The organism is Achromobacter sp. UMC71 (genome assembly GCF_014170305.1).
Classification (GTDB): Bacteria; Pseudomonadota; Gammaproteobacteria; order Burkholderiales; family Burkholderiaceae_B; genus Achromobacter.
Map to the genome: position 1 here is coordinate 237,928 of NZ_LZZT01000018.1, position 14,795 is coordinate 252,722.

11 protein-coding genes are annotated in these 14,795 nt (G+C 65.4%); 6 read left to right on the forward strand and 5 right to left on the reverse strand.

All coding sequences use genetic code 11. From position 1 onward, the window contains the following. Positions 1 to 92 precede the first annotated feature (92 nt). A complete protein-coding gene (locus A9974_RS10340) occupies positions 93 to 1,385 on the forward strand; it encodes an aspartate carbamoyltransferase (RefSeq protein WP_183003998.1) in 1,293 nt (430 codons plus the stop codon). A 119-nt stretch (positions 1,386 to 1,504) separates the two neighbouring features. Then, positions 1,505 to 2,926 carry a diguanylate cyclase gene (locus A9974_RS10345; protein ID WP_183003999.1) on the forward strand — a complete coding sequence of 474 codons (1,422 nt, stop codon included), beginning with the start codon at positions 1,505 to 1,507 and terminating at the stop codon, positions 2,924 to 2,926. A gap of 141 nt (positions 2,927 to 3,067) precedes the next feature. Here the strand turns inward: A9974_RS10345 and A9974_RS10350 are convergent, their stop codons facing one another. Continuing rightward, positions 3,068 to 3,967, reverse strand: a complete 900-nt coding sequence (locus A9974_RS10350) for a recombination-associated protein RdgC (RefSeq protein WP_183004000.1) — start codon at positions 3,965 to 3,967, stop codon at positions 3,068 to 3,070. 151 nt (positions 3,968 to 4,118) lie between these two features. Between A9974_RS10350 and A9974_RS10355 the strand changes: the two genes are divergently transcribed. Beyond that, complete coding sequence (locus A9974_RS10355; protein WP_006388393.1) at positions 4,119 to 4,328, forward strand: hypothetical protein; 210 nt, start codon at positions 4,119 to 4,121, stop codon at positions 4,326 to 4,328. Positions 4,329 to 4,865: 537 nt separating this feature from the next. On the opposite strand, the gene A9974_RS10360 is transcribed toward A9974_RS10355, so the two are convergent. From A9974_RS10360 to A9974_RS10370, 3 genes are all read right to left on the reverse strand, one after another. After that, on the reverse strand, positions 4,866 to 6,527 hold the full coding sequence (locus A9974_RS10360) for an MFS transporter (protein ID WP_370539611.1): 1,662 nt from the start codon (positions 6,525 to 6,527) through the stop codon (positions 4,866 to 4,868). A gap of 222 nt (positions 6,528 to 6,749) precedes the next feature. Next, positions 6,750 to 8,126, reverse strand: a complete 1,377-nt coding sequence (locus A9974_RS10365; RefSeq protein ID WP_183004142.1) for a sensor histidine kinase — start codon at positions 8,124 to 8,126, stop codon at positions 6,750 to 6,752. A gap of 115 nt (positions 8,127 to 8,241) precedes the next feature. Then, a complete protein-coding gene (locus A9974_RS10370; RefSeq protein WP_183004002.1) occupies positions 8,242 to 8,931 on the reverse strand; it encodes a response regulator transcription factor in 690 nt (229 codons plus the stop codon). A gap of 282 nt (positions 8,932 to 9,213) precedes the next feature. On the opposite strand from A9974_RS10370, the gene recA reads away from it, so the two are divergent. Then, positions 9,214 to 10,275: a recombinase RecA gene (gene recA / locus A9974_RS10375; RefSeq protein ID WP_025140288.1), complete on the forward strand. Its 1,062-nt coding sequence runs from the start codon at positions 9,214 to 9,216 to the stop codon at positions 10,273 to 10,275. Positions 10,276 to 10,430: 155 nt separating this feature from the next. Beyond that, positions 10,431 to 11,183, forward strand: coding sequence for a recombination regulator RecX (recX, locus tag A9974_RS10380; RefSeq protein WP_255468115.1), 753 nt, complete (start codon positions 10,431 to 10,433; stop codon positions 11,181 to 11,183). 104 nt (positions 11,184 to 11,287) lie between these two features. Here recX and A9974_RS10385 read toward each other — a convergent pair whose 3' ends face one another. Further along, positions 11,288 to 12,205: a LysR family transcriptional regulator gene (locus tag A9974_RS10385; protein ID WP_183004003.1), complete on the reverse strand. Its 918-nt coding sequence runs from the start codon at positions 12,203 to 12,205 to the stop codon at positions 11,288 to 11,290. A gap of 193 nt (positions 12,206 to 12,398) precedes the next feature. Between A9974_RS10385 and metE the strand changes: the two genes are divergently transcribed. Beyond that, positions 12,399 to 14,696, forward strand: a complete 2,298-nt coding sequence (gene metE / locus A9974_RS10390; protein WP_183004004.1) for a 5-methyltetrahydropteroyltriglutamate--homocysteine S-methyltransferase — start codon at positions 12,399 to 12,401, stop codon at positions 14,694 to 14,696. The last annotated feature ends 99 nt before the right edge of the window (positions 14,697 to 14,795 follow it).

The window sequence follows — 14,795 nt, forward strand, 5'->3', positions numbered from 1 at the left end:
GGTAAACCCGTGTGCGCAAAAGTGTTGGACTTGCACTTGCGTTGGGAATAATATGCGCAGTGCGTATATAAACCCTTTATCCGGGACCTGTCATGACCATTTCCCAGCAAGCTTTCCTGCGCGACGCGATGCGACGCCTGAACCTCACGCGCGACGTATTCGCCACCCGGATCGGCGTCAAGCGCCGGGCACTTGATACCTGGTTGCTGCCCGAAGGGTCGCAGGAATTCCGCGCGATGCCGGAAGTGGTGCAGCGTTTCGTCAGCGAAATCGTGCAAAACGGGGTTTTGCTCGAAAAGTATACGCAAAGCGTACAAGATGGCCCGCTACGCGACCGAATCGCGGTCGAAGGCAAGCATCAACTGCTGTCGGTGGATCAGTTCACGCGTGAATCGGTCGAAGACCTGTTCCGGGTGGCCGACATGATGCAGCCCATCGCCCGCCGCCAGAAAGTGTCGCGCGTGCTCGAAGGCGCCGTGCTCGGCAACCTCTTCTTCGAGGCCAGCACCCGTACCCGCGTCAGCTTCGGTTCGGCGTTCTGCCGGCTGGGCGGCTCGGTGTGCGACACCACCGGCTTCACGTTTTCGTCCATGGCCAAGGGCGAATCCATCTACGACACCAGCCGCGTCATGAGCGGCTACGTGGACGCGATGGTGATCCGCCATCCCGACCAGGGATCGGTCGCGGAATTCGCGCGCGCCACCAATATTCCGGTGGTCAACGGCGGCGACGGCCCTGGCGAGCACCCCAGCCAGGCCCTGCTGGACCTGTACACCATCCTGACCGAGTTCTCGCGCCTGGGCAAACTGCTGGACGGCGCGCACATCGCCATGGTGGGCGACCTGAAGTACGGCCGCACCGTGCACTCGCTGATCAAGCTGATGGCCCTGTACAAGAACGTCAAGTTCTCGCTGGTGTCGCCCAAGGGCCTGGAAATGCCTTCGTACATCATCGAGCAGGCCAGTCGCAACGGCAACATCATCGAGCAGAAGACGACGCTGGCTGAAGGCCTGGCTGGCGCCGACGTCATCTACGCGACGCGCGTGCAGAAAGAACGCTTCGCCAACGAAGAGAACGAAGGCTACACGCCGGACTTCCAGATCAACCGCGCCATCATCGACGCTTACTGCAGCCCGGAAACCATCGTGATGCACCCGTTGCCGCGCGACAGCCGCCCGGGCGCCAACGACCTGAGCGTGGACCTGAACCATGATCCGCGCCTGGCCATCTTCCGTCAGACCGACAACGGCATTCCCATCCGTATGGCCATCTTCGCGGTGCTGCTGGGCGTGGAAGGATTGGTGCAGCACTCCTTGCGCGATGTGACGTGGCAGCATCCGTCGCACGTCGGTCCGGATGATTCGGTGTTCCACGGCCTGGAATAAACCGGAAACGGCGGCGCCGCCCCCGCGGCCCGCCGGCGATTTCAAGCATAATCCGCGCTGGTTTTTCCTGTCGCGTGTCGCTCCGAGACACGCCATGGAATCTTCGGTCGGATGGTTTTATGTCTTCGAGCAGTCGCGCAGTTCCGTCGTCCCCTGATCCCGCCGGGCAGGCCTGTTACCTGAGCGCGTCCAACGCCCAGGCCTGGCAGGCGGTCTATTCCTCCGTCGATGCCTACACCCGCGGCCAGGTCGCCGCGGTCGTGTCGGATAGCGCCATCGAGCTGGTCGACGCCTTCTATTCCACCTTGCTGGCCGATGCCGAGGCCGGCCCGCGGCTGTCGCACGAGATCGTCTCCAGCCGCCTGCACAAGGGCATGAAGCGCTGGCTCAAGGGCCTGCTGTGCGTGCGTGACCAGGGCGACATCGCGGCGCTGATGGCCACGCAGAAAAAGGTCGGCGAAGTGCATGCGCGCGTGCACATCCCGATCCACCTCGTGATGGCCGGCGCCCGCATCCTGAAGAACGAAATCGCGCAGCGTCTGCGCGCCAGCGACCTGGACGGCATGGCGGCTTCGGTGGCGACGCAGTACGTCTGCAACCTGTTCGACCTGGCGATCGAGCAGATGAGCCGCGCCTTCATGCGCGATATCAATCGCGGCGCCCGCAACGACGAAGCCTACCGCCTGTTCGCGCTGGGGCAGAACATCTCGACCGAGCGCGAACGCCAGCGCGCGGCGTTGCTGGAATGGAGCCAGGCCGTGCTGATCGGCCTGCACTACCGCGCGCCCGAGCAGGTGCTGCCGCGCCTGGCCGCCTCCGAGTTCGGTCTGTGGCTGCAGCACAAGGGCGGGGTATTGTTCGAGAGCGCGCCGGCGCTGACCCAGATCACCGAGGCGGTGACGCGGCTGGACGATGTGGTGCTACCGCGCTTGCTGCAAAGCGGCCAGGCGGACCTGCCGTCGCTGCCCGACCAGGTGCGTGAATTGCAAGAGCTGGTGGCGCGCATCAAGCATCTGCTCAACGGCTTGTTCGACATGGTGGCCGAGATCGAAAGCGGCAGCGACCCGCTGACCAACGTGCTGAACCGGCGCTTCCTGCCGTCGGTGATCGGACGCGAGATCCTGATCGCCACGCGCGAGCATTCGGCGTTTTCCGTGCTGCTCCTGGATATCGACCATTTCAAGGCCATCAACGACCAGCATGGCCATTCCGGCGGCGATCAGATCCTGCGGCAGTTTGCCGAAGTGGTGCACCAGTCGTGCCGGTCCAGCGATTTCGTGTTCCGCTACGGCGGCGAGGAATTCCTGGTGGTGCTGGTGGACACGGCGCGGGACGCCGCCTTGGCGGTCGCTGAAAAGCTGGGCGCGGAAATCCGCCGCCACGCGTTCGGCATTCCTGAAGCCGGCGTCTTGCGCATCACCGCCAGCATCGGGGTGGCGTCCTTTGACGGCCACCCGGACTACGCCTATCTGATCGACCGCGCTGACAAGGCGTTGTACCAGGCCAAGCAGGCCGGCCGCGACCGCAGCGTTGCCGCTTAAGGCCTGGACGGCGCCGCGCCATGCAGGGCCTTGCGGCCCGCCAAGCGCCGGGTACGCGCTGGGCCGGCAGCCGGACCCGCCATGAAAAAGGCCGCCCGTATGGGGCGGCCTTTTTTTGCCAGGCGCAGCCAGGCTGACGGCTTAAATCTTCTTTTCGCCGCCCAGGGCGTCGACCAGCTCGGCCAGCATCTTGGCCAGTTCGCCCGTCATGAGCATCATGTCGGAGTCGAACTTTTCGTCGTCGTTGGTGGCCATGTTGTCATTGCCTTCCTTCAGCACGTCCAGCGGCGCGACGCGCTTGACGTCCAGGCCTTCGGTGAGCACGAACGAAATGCGGTCGGCCCAGGTCATAGCCAGGCGGGTGCACTGCTTGCCCGACTGGATATGGCGGCGCACGTCGTCGGCGTCGATCGAGTGCTTGACATAGCGGATGGCCGCGCCGCTTTCGCCGGACGAGCGCAGTTCGGTGTCCTGGTCGATGCTGAAGTTGGACGGGGCTTCATCTTCGGCCAGCCAGCCGGTCATGGCCGAGGCGGGCGATTGCGCGACGTACAGGTTTTCGAGCGGGAACGGGTCCACGCACTTGGCCAGCAGGCCGATGACTTCGTCGGCCTTGGCCGAGGCGGCGGCGTCGATGACCAGCCAGTGATTCTGCGGATCGATCCAGACGCGGGTGTCGCGGTACACGCTGAAGGCGCGCGGCAGGAGCTCGTCGGTGACACGCTCCTTGATTTCCTTCATCTGCTTGCGGCCGGGCTTGTAGCCTTGCTGCTCTTCGATTTCCTGGGCGCGGGCCTTGGCGACCTGGTTCACGACCGTGCTGGGCAGCAGTTTTTTCTCGGCACGCAGGTTGAGCAGGATCTGCCCGCCCACGACGTGGGCCAGCCCGCCATTTTCGCGCGGCGGCACCCAGCCCAGGCTTTGCATTTCGAGGTTGTTGCCGGCTTGGTAGGCATGCCGCGCAAGCGTTTCTTCAAGCTGCTCGCCGGTCAGGGTCCACGGCGAGGAGAGGCGGTAAATCTTGAGATTCTTGAACCACATGAGCGTCGGCCAAAAGGGTAGATTCTATACGACCCTGGCCGCTTTGCCGTAGCGGTGCAATACGATGGGGCGAGGCGACACGTTCTGTCACTGACAGGCCTGGCGCCTTCCGGTAATGTCCGCGACAACCGTGTGCAAGAGGAGAGAGAGCATGAAAATCGTCGGCGCCATCCTGATCGTGCTGGGCATTGCCGCATTGGCCTACAAGGGTTTCAGCTACAAGTCCGAGGAAACCGTCCTGCAGGTCGGCTCGGTGAAGGCCACGGCCGAAACCGAAAAATCCGTGCCGATTCCCATGTGGGCTGGCATCGCGGCCATCGTGGCCGGCGTGCTGGTCATCGGCGTCGGCATGCGCCGCTGAACCGCGCAAGCGCGCATTGCTGAAGGCGGCCGATTCGTCGGCCGCTTTTTTGCGTTTGCGCGGCACAAAAAAAAGCGGCCCGGCTCAATAAAGGCCGGGCCGGTACGGGAGCACACAATACCGCGTCATAAAAGGCTCGCGGGGAACGCGGTATCGGTGTCAGAACACTAGCCCTGCAACCGCCTGACAGGGGGATCAATCGCCAGGCGATCTGGCGCAAGGCCGTAATCTGAGGCGCCAGTCTAATCGTGGGGGTCTGACAGGGTCCTGAAAATGGTTGGCCCCGAGGGGGGGCTCCCACGCTGCGCGCTTCGCGCTTGCTGCCCATCGAGGGGGCTACTCGGCCTTCGGGTGGCCGAGAGGGCTCTCCTGGCGTGGCATTTGGAAAGGCGCACGCGGCGTGGGCGGCCCGCCTGACTTGTCGACGTCAAAATCCCGTCTGCCCCTGGCCATCATTTCGCCCAAAAAAAAAGCTCCCAAGGGAGCTTTTGAAAGGCCGGGCAGGCGCAGCAGTCCCGCCCGGCGGGGGATGGTCGGTTAGGCGTTGATGTCGTTGTCCTTGGACTCGCGCACGAACAGGGTGCCGATGACCAGGGTCATGACCGCGATGATGATCGGGTACCACAGCCCGTCGTAGATATTGCCTGTGGCAGCGACGACGGCGAAGGCGACCGGGGGCAGGAAGCCGCCGAACCAGCCGTTGCCGATGTGGTACGGCAGGCTCATCGAGGTGTAGCGGATGCGGGTCGGGAACATTTCCACCAGCATGGCCGCAATCGGGCCGTACACCATGGTCACGTAGATCACCAGGATGGTCAGCAGCACGACGACCATGACGTTGTTGCTTTGCGCCGGATCCGCCTTGGCGGGGTAGCCGTGGCTGCGGATCGCGGTGGTCAGGGCCTTGTCCAGTTCGGCGGCCTTGGCCTTGAAGTCGGCGGGCGCCATGGCCTTGCCGTCGAACGAGGCGAACTCGTCGTTGCCGATCTTGACCTTGGCGACCGAACCGGCGGGCGCCGCTTCGTTCTTGTAGTTCACCGAGTTGCGGGCCATGAACGACTTGACCACGTCGCAAGAGCTGGTGAACGAGGCGGTGCCCACGGGGTTGAACTGGAACGAGCAGGTGCTGGGATCGGCGATGACCGTGACCGGGGCACTGGCCTGCGCTTTTTCAAGCGCGGGGTTGGCGAAGTGCGTAATGCCCTGGAAGATCGGGAAGTAGGTCGCCGCGGCAATCAGGCAGCCGGCCATGATGATCGGCTTGCGGCCGATCTTGTCCGACAGCGCGCCGAAGATCACGAAGAACGGGGTGCCGATCAGCAGCGCCAGGGCGATCATGATATTGGCGGTGTTGGCGTCGACCTTCAGCGTCTGCGTCAGGAAGAACAGCGAGTAGAACTGGCCCGTGTACCAGACCACGGCCTGGCCGGCGGTCAGGCCCAGCAGCGCCAGGATCACGACCTTCAGGTTCTTCCACTGGCCGAACGATTCCTTGATCGGCGCCTTCGAACCCTTGCCTTCTTCCTTCATGCGCTTGAAGGTGGGGGATTCGTTCAGCTGCAGACGGATCCACACCGAGATGCCCAGCAGGATGACCGAGATCAGGAACGGAATGCGCCAGCCCCAGGCCTTGAAGTCGTCTTCGCCGAGGTAGGTACGGATGCCCAGGATGATCAGCAGCGACAGGAACAGGCCCAGGGTCGCGGTGGTCTGGATCCAGGACGTGTAGAAGCCGCGGCGGCCATGCGGCGCATGTTCGGCGACGTAGGTGGCGGCGCCGCCGTATTCACCGCCCAGCGCCAGGCCTTGCAGCAGGCGCAGGATGATCAGGATGGCGGGAGCGGCCATGCCGATGCTGGCATAGCTGGGCAGCACGCCCACCAGGAAGGTGGACAGGCCCATCAGCACGATGGTGACCAGGAACGTGTATTTGCGGCCGACCAGGTCGCCCAGGCGGCCGAACACCAGCGCGCCGAAGGGGCGCACCGCGAAACCGGCGGCGAAGGCCAGCAGCGCGAAGATGAAGCCCGCGGTGGGGTTCACGCCCGAGAAAAAGTGCTGGGCAATGATGGCTGCCAGCGAACCGTAAAGATAAAAGTCGTACCACTCGAACACCGTGCCCAGCGACGAGGCAAAGATGACGCGACGTTCATCCTTGGTCATCGGGCGCGGTTCCGCGGATGGACCGCGGCCTGCCATGGTAGTTGTGCTCATGATGTCTCCTCGATTTTTTCTGGCCAGCGGTTTTCCGCCGTGCGTCACCCTCCGCCGGCGGGGCCGACATCGAGCTATGCGCAAGGTTGGGGCGCGAGGCTGACGAGGTTCTGACGTAACCCTTACCTGAATCTTAAAATTGAAACTAAAAGTAACTGTGCCGTAGGGAGCTAGGGATAGTCCTTAGGCGCGGCCAGGGCACCAAAGCTAGCTGTCGAGGTCGTCGGCAGGGTCGGCGTAGAGCGGGAAGATTACCCGGATGCGGGTGCCCGGCAGGTCGGAGTGCGGCGTGGGATGGTCGCTGATCAGGACGGTCGCCTGGTGTTTCTGAGCAATCTCCCTGACGATGGCCAGCCCCAGTCCGCTGCCGTCGGACAGCGTACCCAGCACGCGGTAGAAGCGGTCGAAGACGCGCTCGCGCTCTTCGGGCGCGATGCCCGGGCCCGAGTCTTCGACTTCCAGCACGCCCTGGTCGTCCTGGCGTTGCACCCGCACCGTAATGTGGCCGCCGCGCGGGGTGTAGCGCAGCGCGTTGTCCACCAGGTTGTTCAAGAGCTCGGCCAGCAGCAGCGGGTTGCCGTTGATCAGGACCGGGGTTTCCGAGCCTTCGAAGCCCAGGTCGGTGCTGAGCGACAGCGCCTGGGGCACCCAGTGCATGGCCTGCTCGTAGGCGATGGCGTTCAGGTCGGTGGCCGCCAGCCCGATGGCGCTGGGGTTCTCGGCCCGCGCCAGCAGCAGCAGCTGGTTCACCAGGCGGGTCGCGCGTTCGGACCCGGTCACCAGTTGGCGCAGGCTGGACTGCATTTCCTCGGGGCTGGCATCGCGCAGGGCCAGTTCGGCCTGGGTGCGCAGCCCCGCCAGCGGGGTCTTCAATTGATGCGCGGCGTCGGCGACGAAACGGCGCTGGGCCTGCACGTTGGCCGACAGACGATCCAGCAGGTCGTTCATGGCCGCCACCAGCGGCGCGATTTCGGACGGCGCGGCGCGTTCGTCGATGGGCGACAGATCGTCGGGCCGGCGCGCCCGCAGCCGCTGCTGCAGCGCGTTCAGCGGCGCCACGCCGCGCGACAGCCCGAACCACACCAGCAGCACCGCGATCGGCAGCACCACGAATTGCGGAATGATCACGCCCTTGATGATGTCGTTGGCGAGCTGAGTACGCTTTTCGACGGTCTCGGCCACGATCAGCAGCGCGGGCTGGGTGTTGGGCAGGTTCAGATCGACCCAGGTGAAGGCCAGCCGGATGCCGAAGCCGCGCAGCGTGTCGTCTTCGTACTGGACCTCGCCGGGCCGCGGCTGGGCCACCGAGGCGGGCAGAGGCAGGGCGCGGTCGCCGCCCAGGTATTCGCCGCGGCTGCCCAGAGCCAGCCAGAAGACGCTGTCGGTTTCGTCGGCGCGCAGCACGTCGCGCGCGGGGTCGGTCATGCGCAGCACGGCGCGGCCGTCCTGCGCGTGCACCTGGCGGGTCAGCACGTGCAGGTTGTTGGCCAGCGCGCGGTCGTAGGGGACGTTGGCGATGTTCTGCGCCACCACATAGGTGATGGCGACGCTCATGGGCCACAGCAGAAACAGCGGCGCCAGCATCCAGTCCAGGATCTCGCCCAGCAGCGAGCGCTGCGGCGGCGCGAAGCTCGGTCCGCGGGCCCCGGCCCGCATGACATCCAGCGCTTCCTGGTTCAGTGCCTCCGGACCGGCAGGCTCAGCTTGCGAGGTACGCCGCACCTTGGTCCCGTTCAAGGCAATAGCCCAGCCCGCGCACGGTCACGATCTTGACGCCGCTGGGTTCCAGCTTCTTGCGTAGGCGGTGCACGTAGACTTCGATGGCGTTGGTGCTGACTTCCTCGCCCCATTCGCACAGGTGGTCGACCAACTGGGTCTTGCTGACCATGCGGCCGCTGCGGGTCAGCAGGATTTCCAGCAGGCTGACTTCGCGCGCGGACAGGTCCAGCGTCTGGTCGTCGACCATGGCCACGCGCCCGGTCTGGTCGAACATCAGCCGGCCGTGCTTGAGCAGCGTGGCGCCGCCGCCCGCGCCGCGGCGGGTCAGGGCCCGCACGCGGGCTTCGAGCTCGGACAGCGCGAAGGGCTTGGCCATGTAGTCGTCGGCGCCCAGGTCCAGCCCCTTGACGCGTTGCTCGATGCTGTCGGCGGCGGTCAGGATCAGGACGGGCAGGGCCGAATTGCGGGCCCGCAGCCGGCGCAGCACCTCCAGTCCCGCCAGTTGCGGCAGGCCGAGGTCCAGGATGAGCAGGTCGAAGGCTTGGGCGGCCAGCGCGGAATCGGCGGCCAGCCCGTCGCGCACGGCATCCACCGCATAGCCGTTGTGGCGCAGCGAGCGTGACAGGCCATCGGCCAGGATGCTGTCGTCTTCGGCGATCAGGATACGCATGGGCTGCTGATAAATAAGGGAATCCGGCAACGCGCACCGGGCGCGCTTGCCGCCGGGAGCTTGTGGCCGGGGGCGGGCGGCCCGGCGGGGGAATGGGGACATAGCGCCGGGGTCTTCCGCGATTCTGTCATATGCAAGAGGTCTTGCCCACTCCGGGAATACGTGGAAAACTCTGGCACACTGGTTTTTTGTACAGTACAATCCGATGCCATAATCTGCGCTATCCAAAACATCTCGACAACCCCCGTACCGCGCCCCGATACGTTACAGATAGGACTCTACATGGACGACAAAACCACCAAGGCCGCCGCTTCGGAAAAAGCCAAGGCGCTTGCCGCCGCGCTTTCGCAGATCGAAAAGCAGTTCGGCAAGGGCTCGATCATGCGCTACGGCGACAACGAGGTCTCGCATGACATCCAGGTGGTGTCCACGGGGTCGTTGGGGCTGGACATCGCGCTGGGCGTCGGCGGCCTGCCGCGAGGCCGCGTGGTTGAAATCTACGGTCCGGAATCCTCGGGCAAGACCACGCTGACCCTGCAGGTCATTGCCGAAATGCAGAAAATCGGCGGCACCTGCGCCTTCGTCGACGCGGAACACGCGCTGGACGTGCAGTACGCCAACAAGCTGGGCGTCAACCTGACCGACCTGCTGATCTCGCAGCCGGACACGGGCGAGCAGGCGCTGGAAATCACCGACGCCCTGGTGCGCTCGGGTTCAGTCGACCTGATCGTCATCGACTCGGTCGCGGCCCTGGTGCCCAAGGCCGAAATCGAAGGCGAAATGGGGGATTCGCTGCCGGGCCTGCAGGCCCGCCTGATGAGCCAGGCGCTGCGCAAGCTGACCGCCACCATCAAGCGCACCAATTGCATGGTCATCTTCATCAACCAGATCCGCATGAAGATCGGCGTCATGTTCGGCAACCCCGAAACCACCACCGGCGGCAACGCGCTCAAGTTCTACGCCTCGGTGCGCCTGGACATCCGCCGTATCGGCTCCATCAAGAAGGGCGACGAAGTCGTGGGCAACGAAACCCGCGTCAAGGTCGTCAAGAACAAGGTGGCGCCGCCGTTCAAGCAAGCCGAATTCGACATCATGTACGGTGCCGGCATCTCGCGCGAAGGCGAAATCATCGACCTGGGCGTGGCCGCCAACGTGGTGGACAAGTCCGGCGCGTGGTACAGCTACAACGGCAACCGCATCGGCCAGGGCAAGGACAACGTCCGCGAATACCTGAAAGAGCACAAGGAAATCGCGATCGAAATCGAGAACCGCGTCCGTGAAAACCAGGGCATCGTCAGCCGTGCCGCTGAATTCGTCCCGACCGCGGAAGACGACGCCGAGTAATTCACCCGGCATCCGTGGCCAGGCCCCGATGCCGGGGCCCGGCATCGCCTTCGGGCTCGCCAGCCCGGTTGCCAGCGGCAGGTCTCTCATGCAGGCTCCGCGAGGTGGAGCCTGCATGAGAGACCTGCCGCTGGCACTTAGCAAGCAGGAAGCGCATGAGCTGGAAACCCTCCGCCGCGTCCGCTGACCGCCTACGCGCCAAGCTGGACGACGAATTCGAAACCGTGGCCAAGCCCGAGGGGCTGCGACGCACCTCGGATGCACGGCGGACGTCCGCGGAAAACAGCTTGCGGCATGCCGAGAGTGCCATGCCGGGGGGCGATGCCGCCGACGCAACGCCGCCGCAATGGCAGCGCAGTTCCGAACAACGCGCGGCCGGCGGCCGTGCAAAAAAGGGCGGCCGAAGCGACAGCCTGGCCGACGGTGCGCCGGATGCGGCCGGCAAGGCCAAGACCCCGCCCAAGGGGCCGTCGTTGAAAATGCGCGCGGTGGGCTACCTGTCCCGGCGCGAGCACGCCCGCGAAGAACTGGCGCGCAAGCTCGCCCCGCATGCCGAAGATCCGGCCGAGGTCGATGCCGTGCTGGACGCGCTGGAAAAAGAAGGCTGGCTGTCCACCGAACGCTTCGCGCAGAGCCTGGTGCATCGCCGCGCCTCGCGCCAGGGGGCGGCCCGCATCGTGCAGGAACTGCGCCAGCATGGCGTGGACGACATCCAGGTGGCCGAGCTGCGCGAGCAATTGCGCGCCACCGAATACGACCGTGCGCTGGAAGTCTGGAAAAAGCGTTTCGATGCCAAGCCCGCGGACCGCGCCGCCTACGCCAAGCAAGCGCGCTTCCTGGCCAGCCGGGGATTTGCGCATGACGTCATCCGCCGCATCCTGGGCGATGGCGACAGCGGCGACGAGTAGCCGCCGCGCCTTGCCGCGCACCCGGCGCGGCAGTTCCTGCTGTCCCGGCCGTATCCATGACCGCCGGGCGACGGCAAGCTCGGTGAGTCCGGCTTCTTGGTGGCCTACTTGGCCGACTTGATGCCGCTGAGCGTCTTGAAGCAGACGTCGCGGGTCAAGGTCAGGAATTCGTCGATGTAGGACGCGTCGGTGTCTTCGCTGCGCACCGTGGCGTACAGCGTGCGCCACACGCCTTGCGGGCCCAGGCGGCACTGGCGCAGCCACCCCTGGTTCATGTATTCGGTCAACGCCCAGTTGGGCAGCGCGGCTACGCCGCGGTTGCTGGCCACCAGTTGCGCGATGATCGGCGTCAGTTCCGCCTTGCGCACGGCCGCCGGCTCGACGTCGGCGGGGTCCAGGAAAGCCGTGAAAATGTCCAGGCGCTGCTTGTCCACCGGGTAGGTGATGAGGGTCTGGTCGGCCAACTGGTCGGGCATGACGAACTTGCTGCCGGCCAGCGGGTTGGATTCGGACACGGCCAGCACCAGTTCGTACTTGAACAACGGCAGGTATTCCACGGCTTCGAGGGGCTGGGGATCGGACGTGATGACCAGGTCCAGGTCGCCGCGCACCAGCGCGGGCAGGGGAGCAAACGAAAATGCCGCCGTCAGGTCCAGCGCCACGTCCGGCCATTGCGCACGGAACGCATCCAGCGCCGGCATCAGCCATTGGAAGCACGAGTGGCAATCGATGGCCAGGTGCAGGCGTCCGGTGCGGCCGGCGGCCAACCGCTGCAATTCCCGTTCGGTGGCGCGCATGCGGGGCAGCACCTCGTCGGCCAGTGCCAGCACGCGCAAGCCCGCCGTGGTCAGGCGCGCCGGCCGGGTGCGCCGATTCAGAAGCGGCGTGCCCAGGCGGGTCTCCAGGTCGCGCAATTGGTGCGACAGGGCGGACTGGGTCAGGTGCAGGCGCTCGGCGGCTTCCTGCAGGCTGCCGCCTTCACGGATGGCGGTCAGCGTTTCGAGGTGACGGATTTCCAGCATGGCGAAAGCGTGATCGAGGGCGTGGCGGGCCGCCTCGGCGGGCGGCCTGGGCTCCCCGCCCCAGGGGGCGGGAATGAGCTTATATTCTATGAGATTTCCTCATCTTATGAATGTAGACATTGATTTTGATTCATTTTGATTTGGCGGCAGAATAGCCTTCACTTGAACAAAATTTGTCGAACAGGGGTTTGCCATGACTACCATTCATAATTTGGGGTTCCCCCGCATTGGCGCCCAGCGCGAGCTGAAGCGCGCCGTCGAAGCCTACTGGGCCGGCAAGCAGACCGGCGAAGCGCTGGAACAGACCGGCCGCGACCTGCGTGCCCAGCACTGGAAGCTGCAAGCCGCCAGCGGCGTGAAGTTCGTGCCCGTGGGCGATTTCGCCTGGTACGACCAGATCCTGGAATGGACCACGCTGCTGGGCGCCGTGCCCGCGCGATTCGGCCAGAAGGACAATGAGCCGGTGTCGCTGGACACATTGTTCCGCATGGGGCGTGGCCGCGCACCGTCGGGCAAGCCTGCCGCCGCCTGCGAAATGACCAAGTGGTTCGACACCAACTATCACTACATCGTGCCGGAGCTGGTTCCGGGCCAGACATTCCGCGTCGCCCGCGAATCGCTGTTCGACCAGATCCGGGAAGCCCAGGCGCTGGGTCACGCCGTCAAACCGGTGATCCCGGGGCCGTTGACCTGGCTGTTCCAGGGCAAGGGCGATGCCTTTGCCGCCGGCGCCGCCGATCCGGCCAAGCTGCAACTGCTGGCCAACCTGCTGCCCGTGTACGAGGAAGTGCTGGCGCGCTTTGCCAAGCTGGGCGTGGAATGGGTCCAGATCGACGAACCCATCCTGGCGCTGGACCTGCCGCAAGGCTGGCGCGACGCCTTCAAGCAGGTGTATGCCACGCTGTCGGGCAGCCCGGTCAAGCTGCTTATCGCCACGTACTTCGATGGCCTGAAGGACAACCTCGAAACGGCACTGGGCCTGCCGGTTGCCGGCCTGCATGTGGACCTGGTCCGCGCGCCGGAACAACTGACGGAGGTGGTCGCGGGCCTGGGCGCTGACAAGGTGCTGTCCGCCGGCGTGATCAACGGCCGCAACATCTGGCGCACCGACCTGGACGCCGCCATCGCCACGCTCGCACCGGTCAAGCAACAACTGGGCGATCGCCTGTGGCTGGCCCCGTCGTGCTCGCTGCTGCACGTGCCGGTCGACCTGGCCAATGAAACCGAACTGGACGCCGAGCTCAAGAGCTGGCTGTCGTTCGCCGCGCAAAAGCTCGAAGAACTGAGCCTGCTGGGCCGTGCGCTGGACAACGCCACCGAGCCGTCCGTGCAGGCAGGCCTGGCCAAGCAACGCGCCGCCCTGGCGGCCCGCCGTTCGTCGACGCGCATCCACAACCCGGCCGTGGCCCAGCGCATGGCCGCTTCGGCCAGTGTGTCGCGCGACCGCGCGCCGTTCGCCGGCCGCATCGCCCGTCAGCAAGAAGAACTGGGCCTGCCCGCCTATCCGACCACGACCATTGGCTCGTTCCCGCAGACCGCCGAAATCCGCGCGCTGCGCCGCGACTGGAAATCGGGCGCCCTGACGGACTCGGCCTACGAGACGGCCATCCGCAAGGAAATCGAGGAAGTGATCCGCTTCCAGGAGAAGGTCGGCCTGGACGTGCTGGTGCACGGCGAACCCGAGCGCAACGACATGGTGGAATACTTCGGCGAGCTGCTGGCCGGCTTTGCCTTCACCAAGAACGGCTGGGTGCAAAGCTATGGCTCGCGCTGCGTCAAGCCGCCGATCATTTTCGGCGACGTGGCCCGTCCCGCGCCGATGACGGTGGGTTGGTCTTCGTATGCGCAATCGCTGACCGACAAGCCGGTCAAGGGTATGCTGACCGGCCCGGTCACCATCCTGCAGTGGTCGTTCGTGCGTGACGACCAGCCGCGTGAACAGACCTGCCGCCAACTGGCGCTGGCCCTGCGCGACGAGGTGGTGGACCTGGAAGCCGCCGGCATCAGCGTCATCCAGATCGACGAGCCGGCCATTCGCGAAGGCCTGCCGCTGCGCCGCGCCGATTGGCAGGCGTACCTGGACTGGGCGGTGGATTGCTTCCGCCTGTCGACCGCCGGCGTGCGCGACGAGACGCAGATCCACACCCATATGTGCTATTCGGAATTCAACGACATCATCGAATCCATCGCGGCCATGGACGCCGATGTGATCACGATCGAAACGTCGCGTTCCAACATGGAACTGCTCAAGGCGTTCGAGGACTTCCGCTATCCGAATGACATCGGCCCGGGCGTCTACGACATCCATTCGCCCAACGTGCCCGAAGTGGACTGGATGGTCGGCCTGATGGAAAAAGCCGCCGCCCGCCTGCCCAAGGAACGCCTGTGGGTCAACCCGGACTGCGGCCTGAAGACGCGCGCCTGGCCTGAAACCGAAGCTGCCCTGATCGGCATGGTGCAAGCCGCCCGCGCGCTGCGCAACGCCGCCTGAATCGTCGCCGAGGTCCCTCGGGCCGTCCCCTGATCGGTCCGCCGGACCCGCGCCTTGGCGCCGGGCCCGTCTGCCCGGAGCCCCTGTTTTGTGCACCCC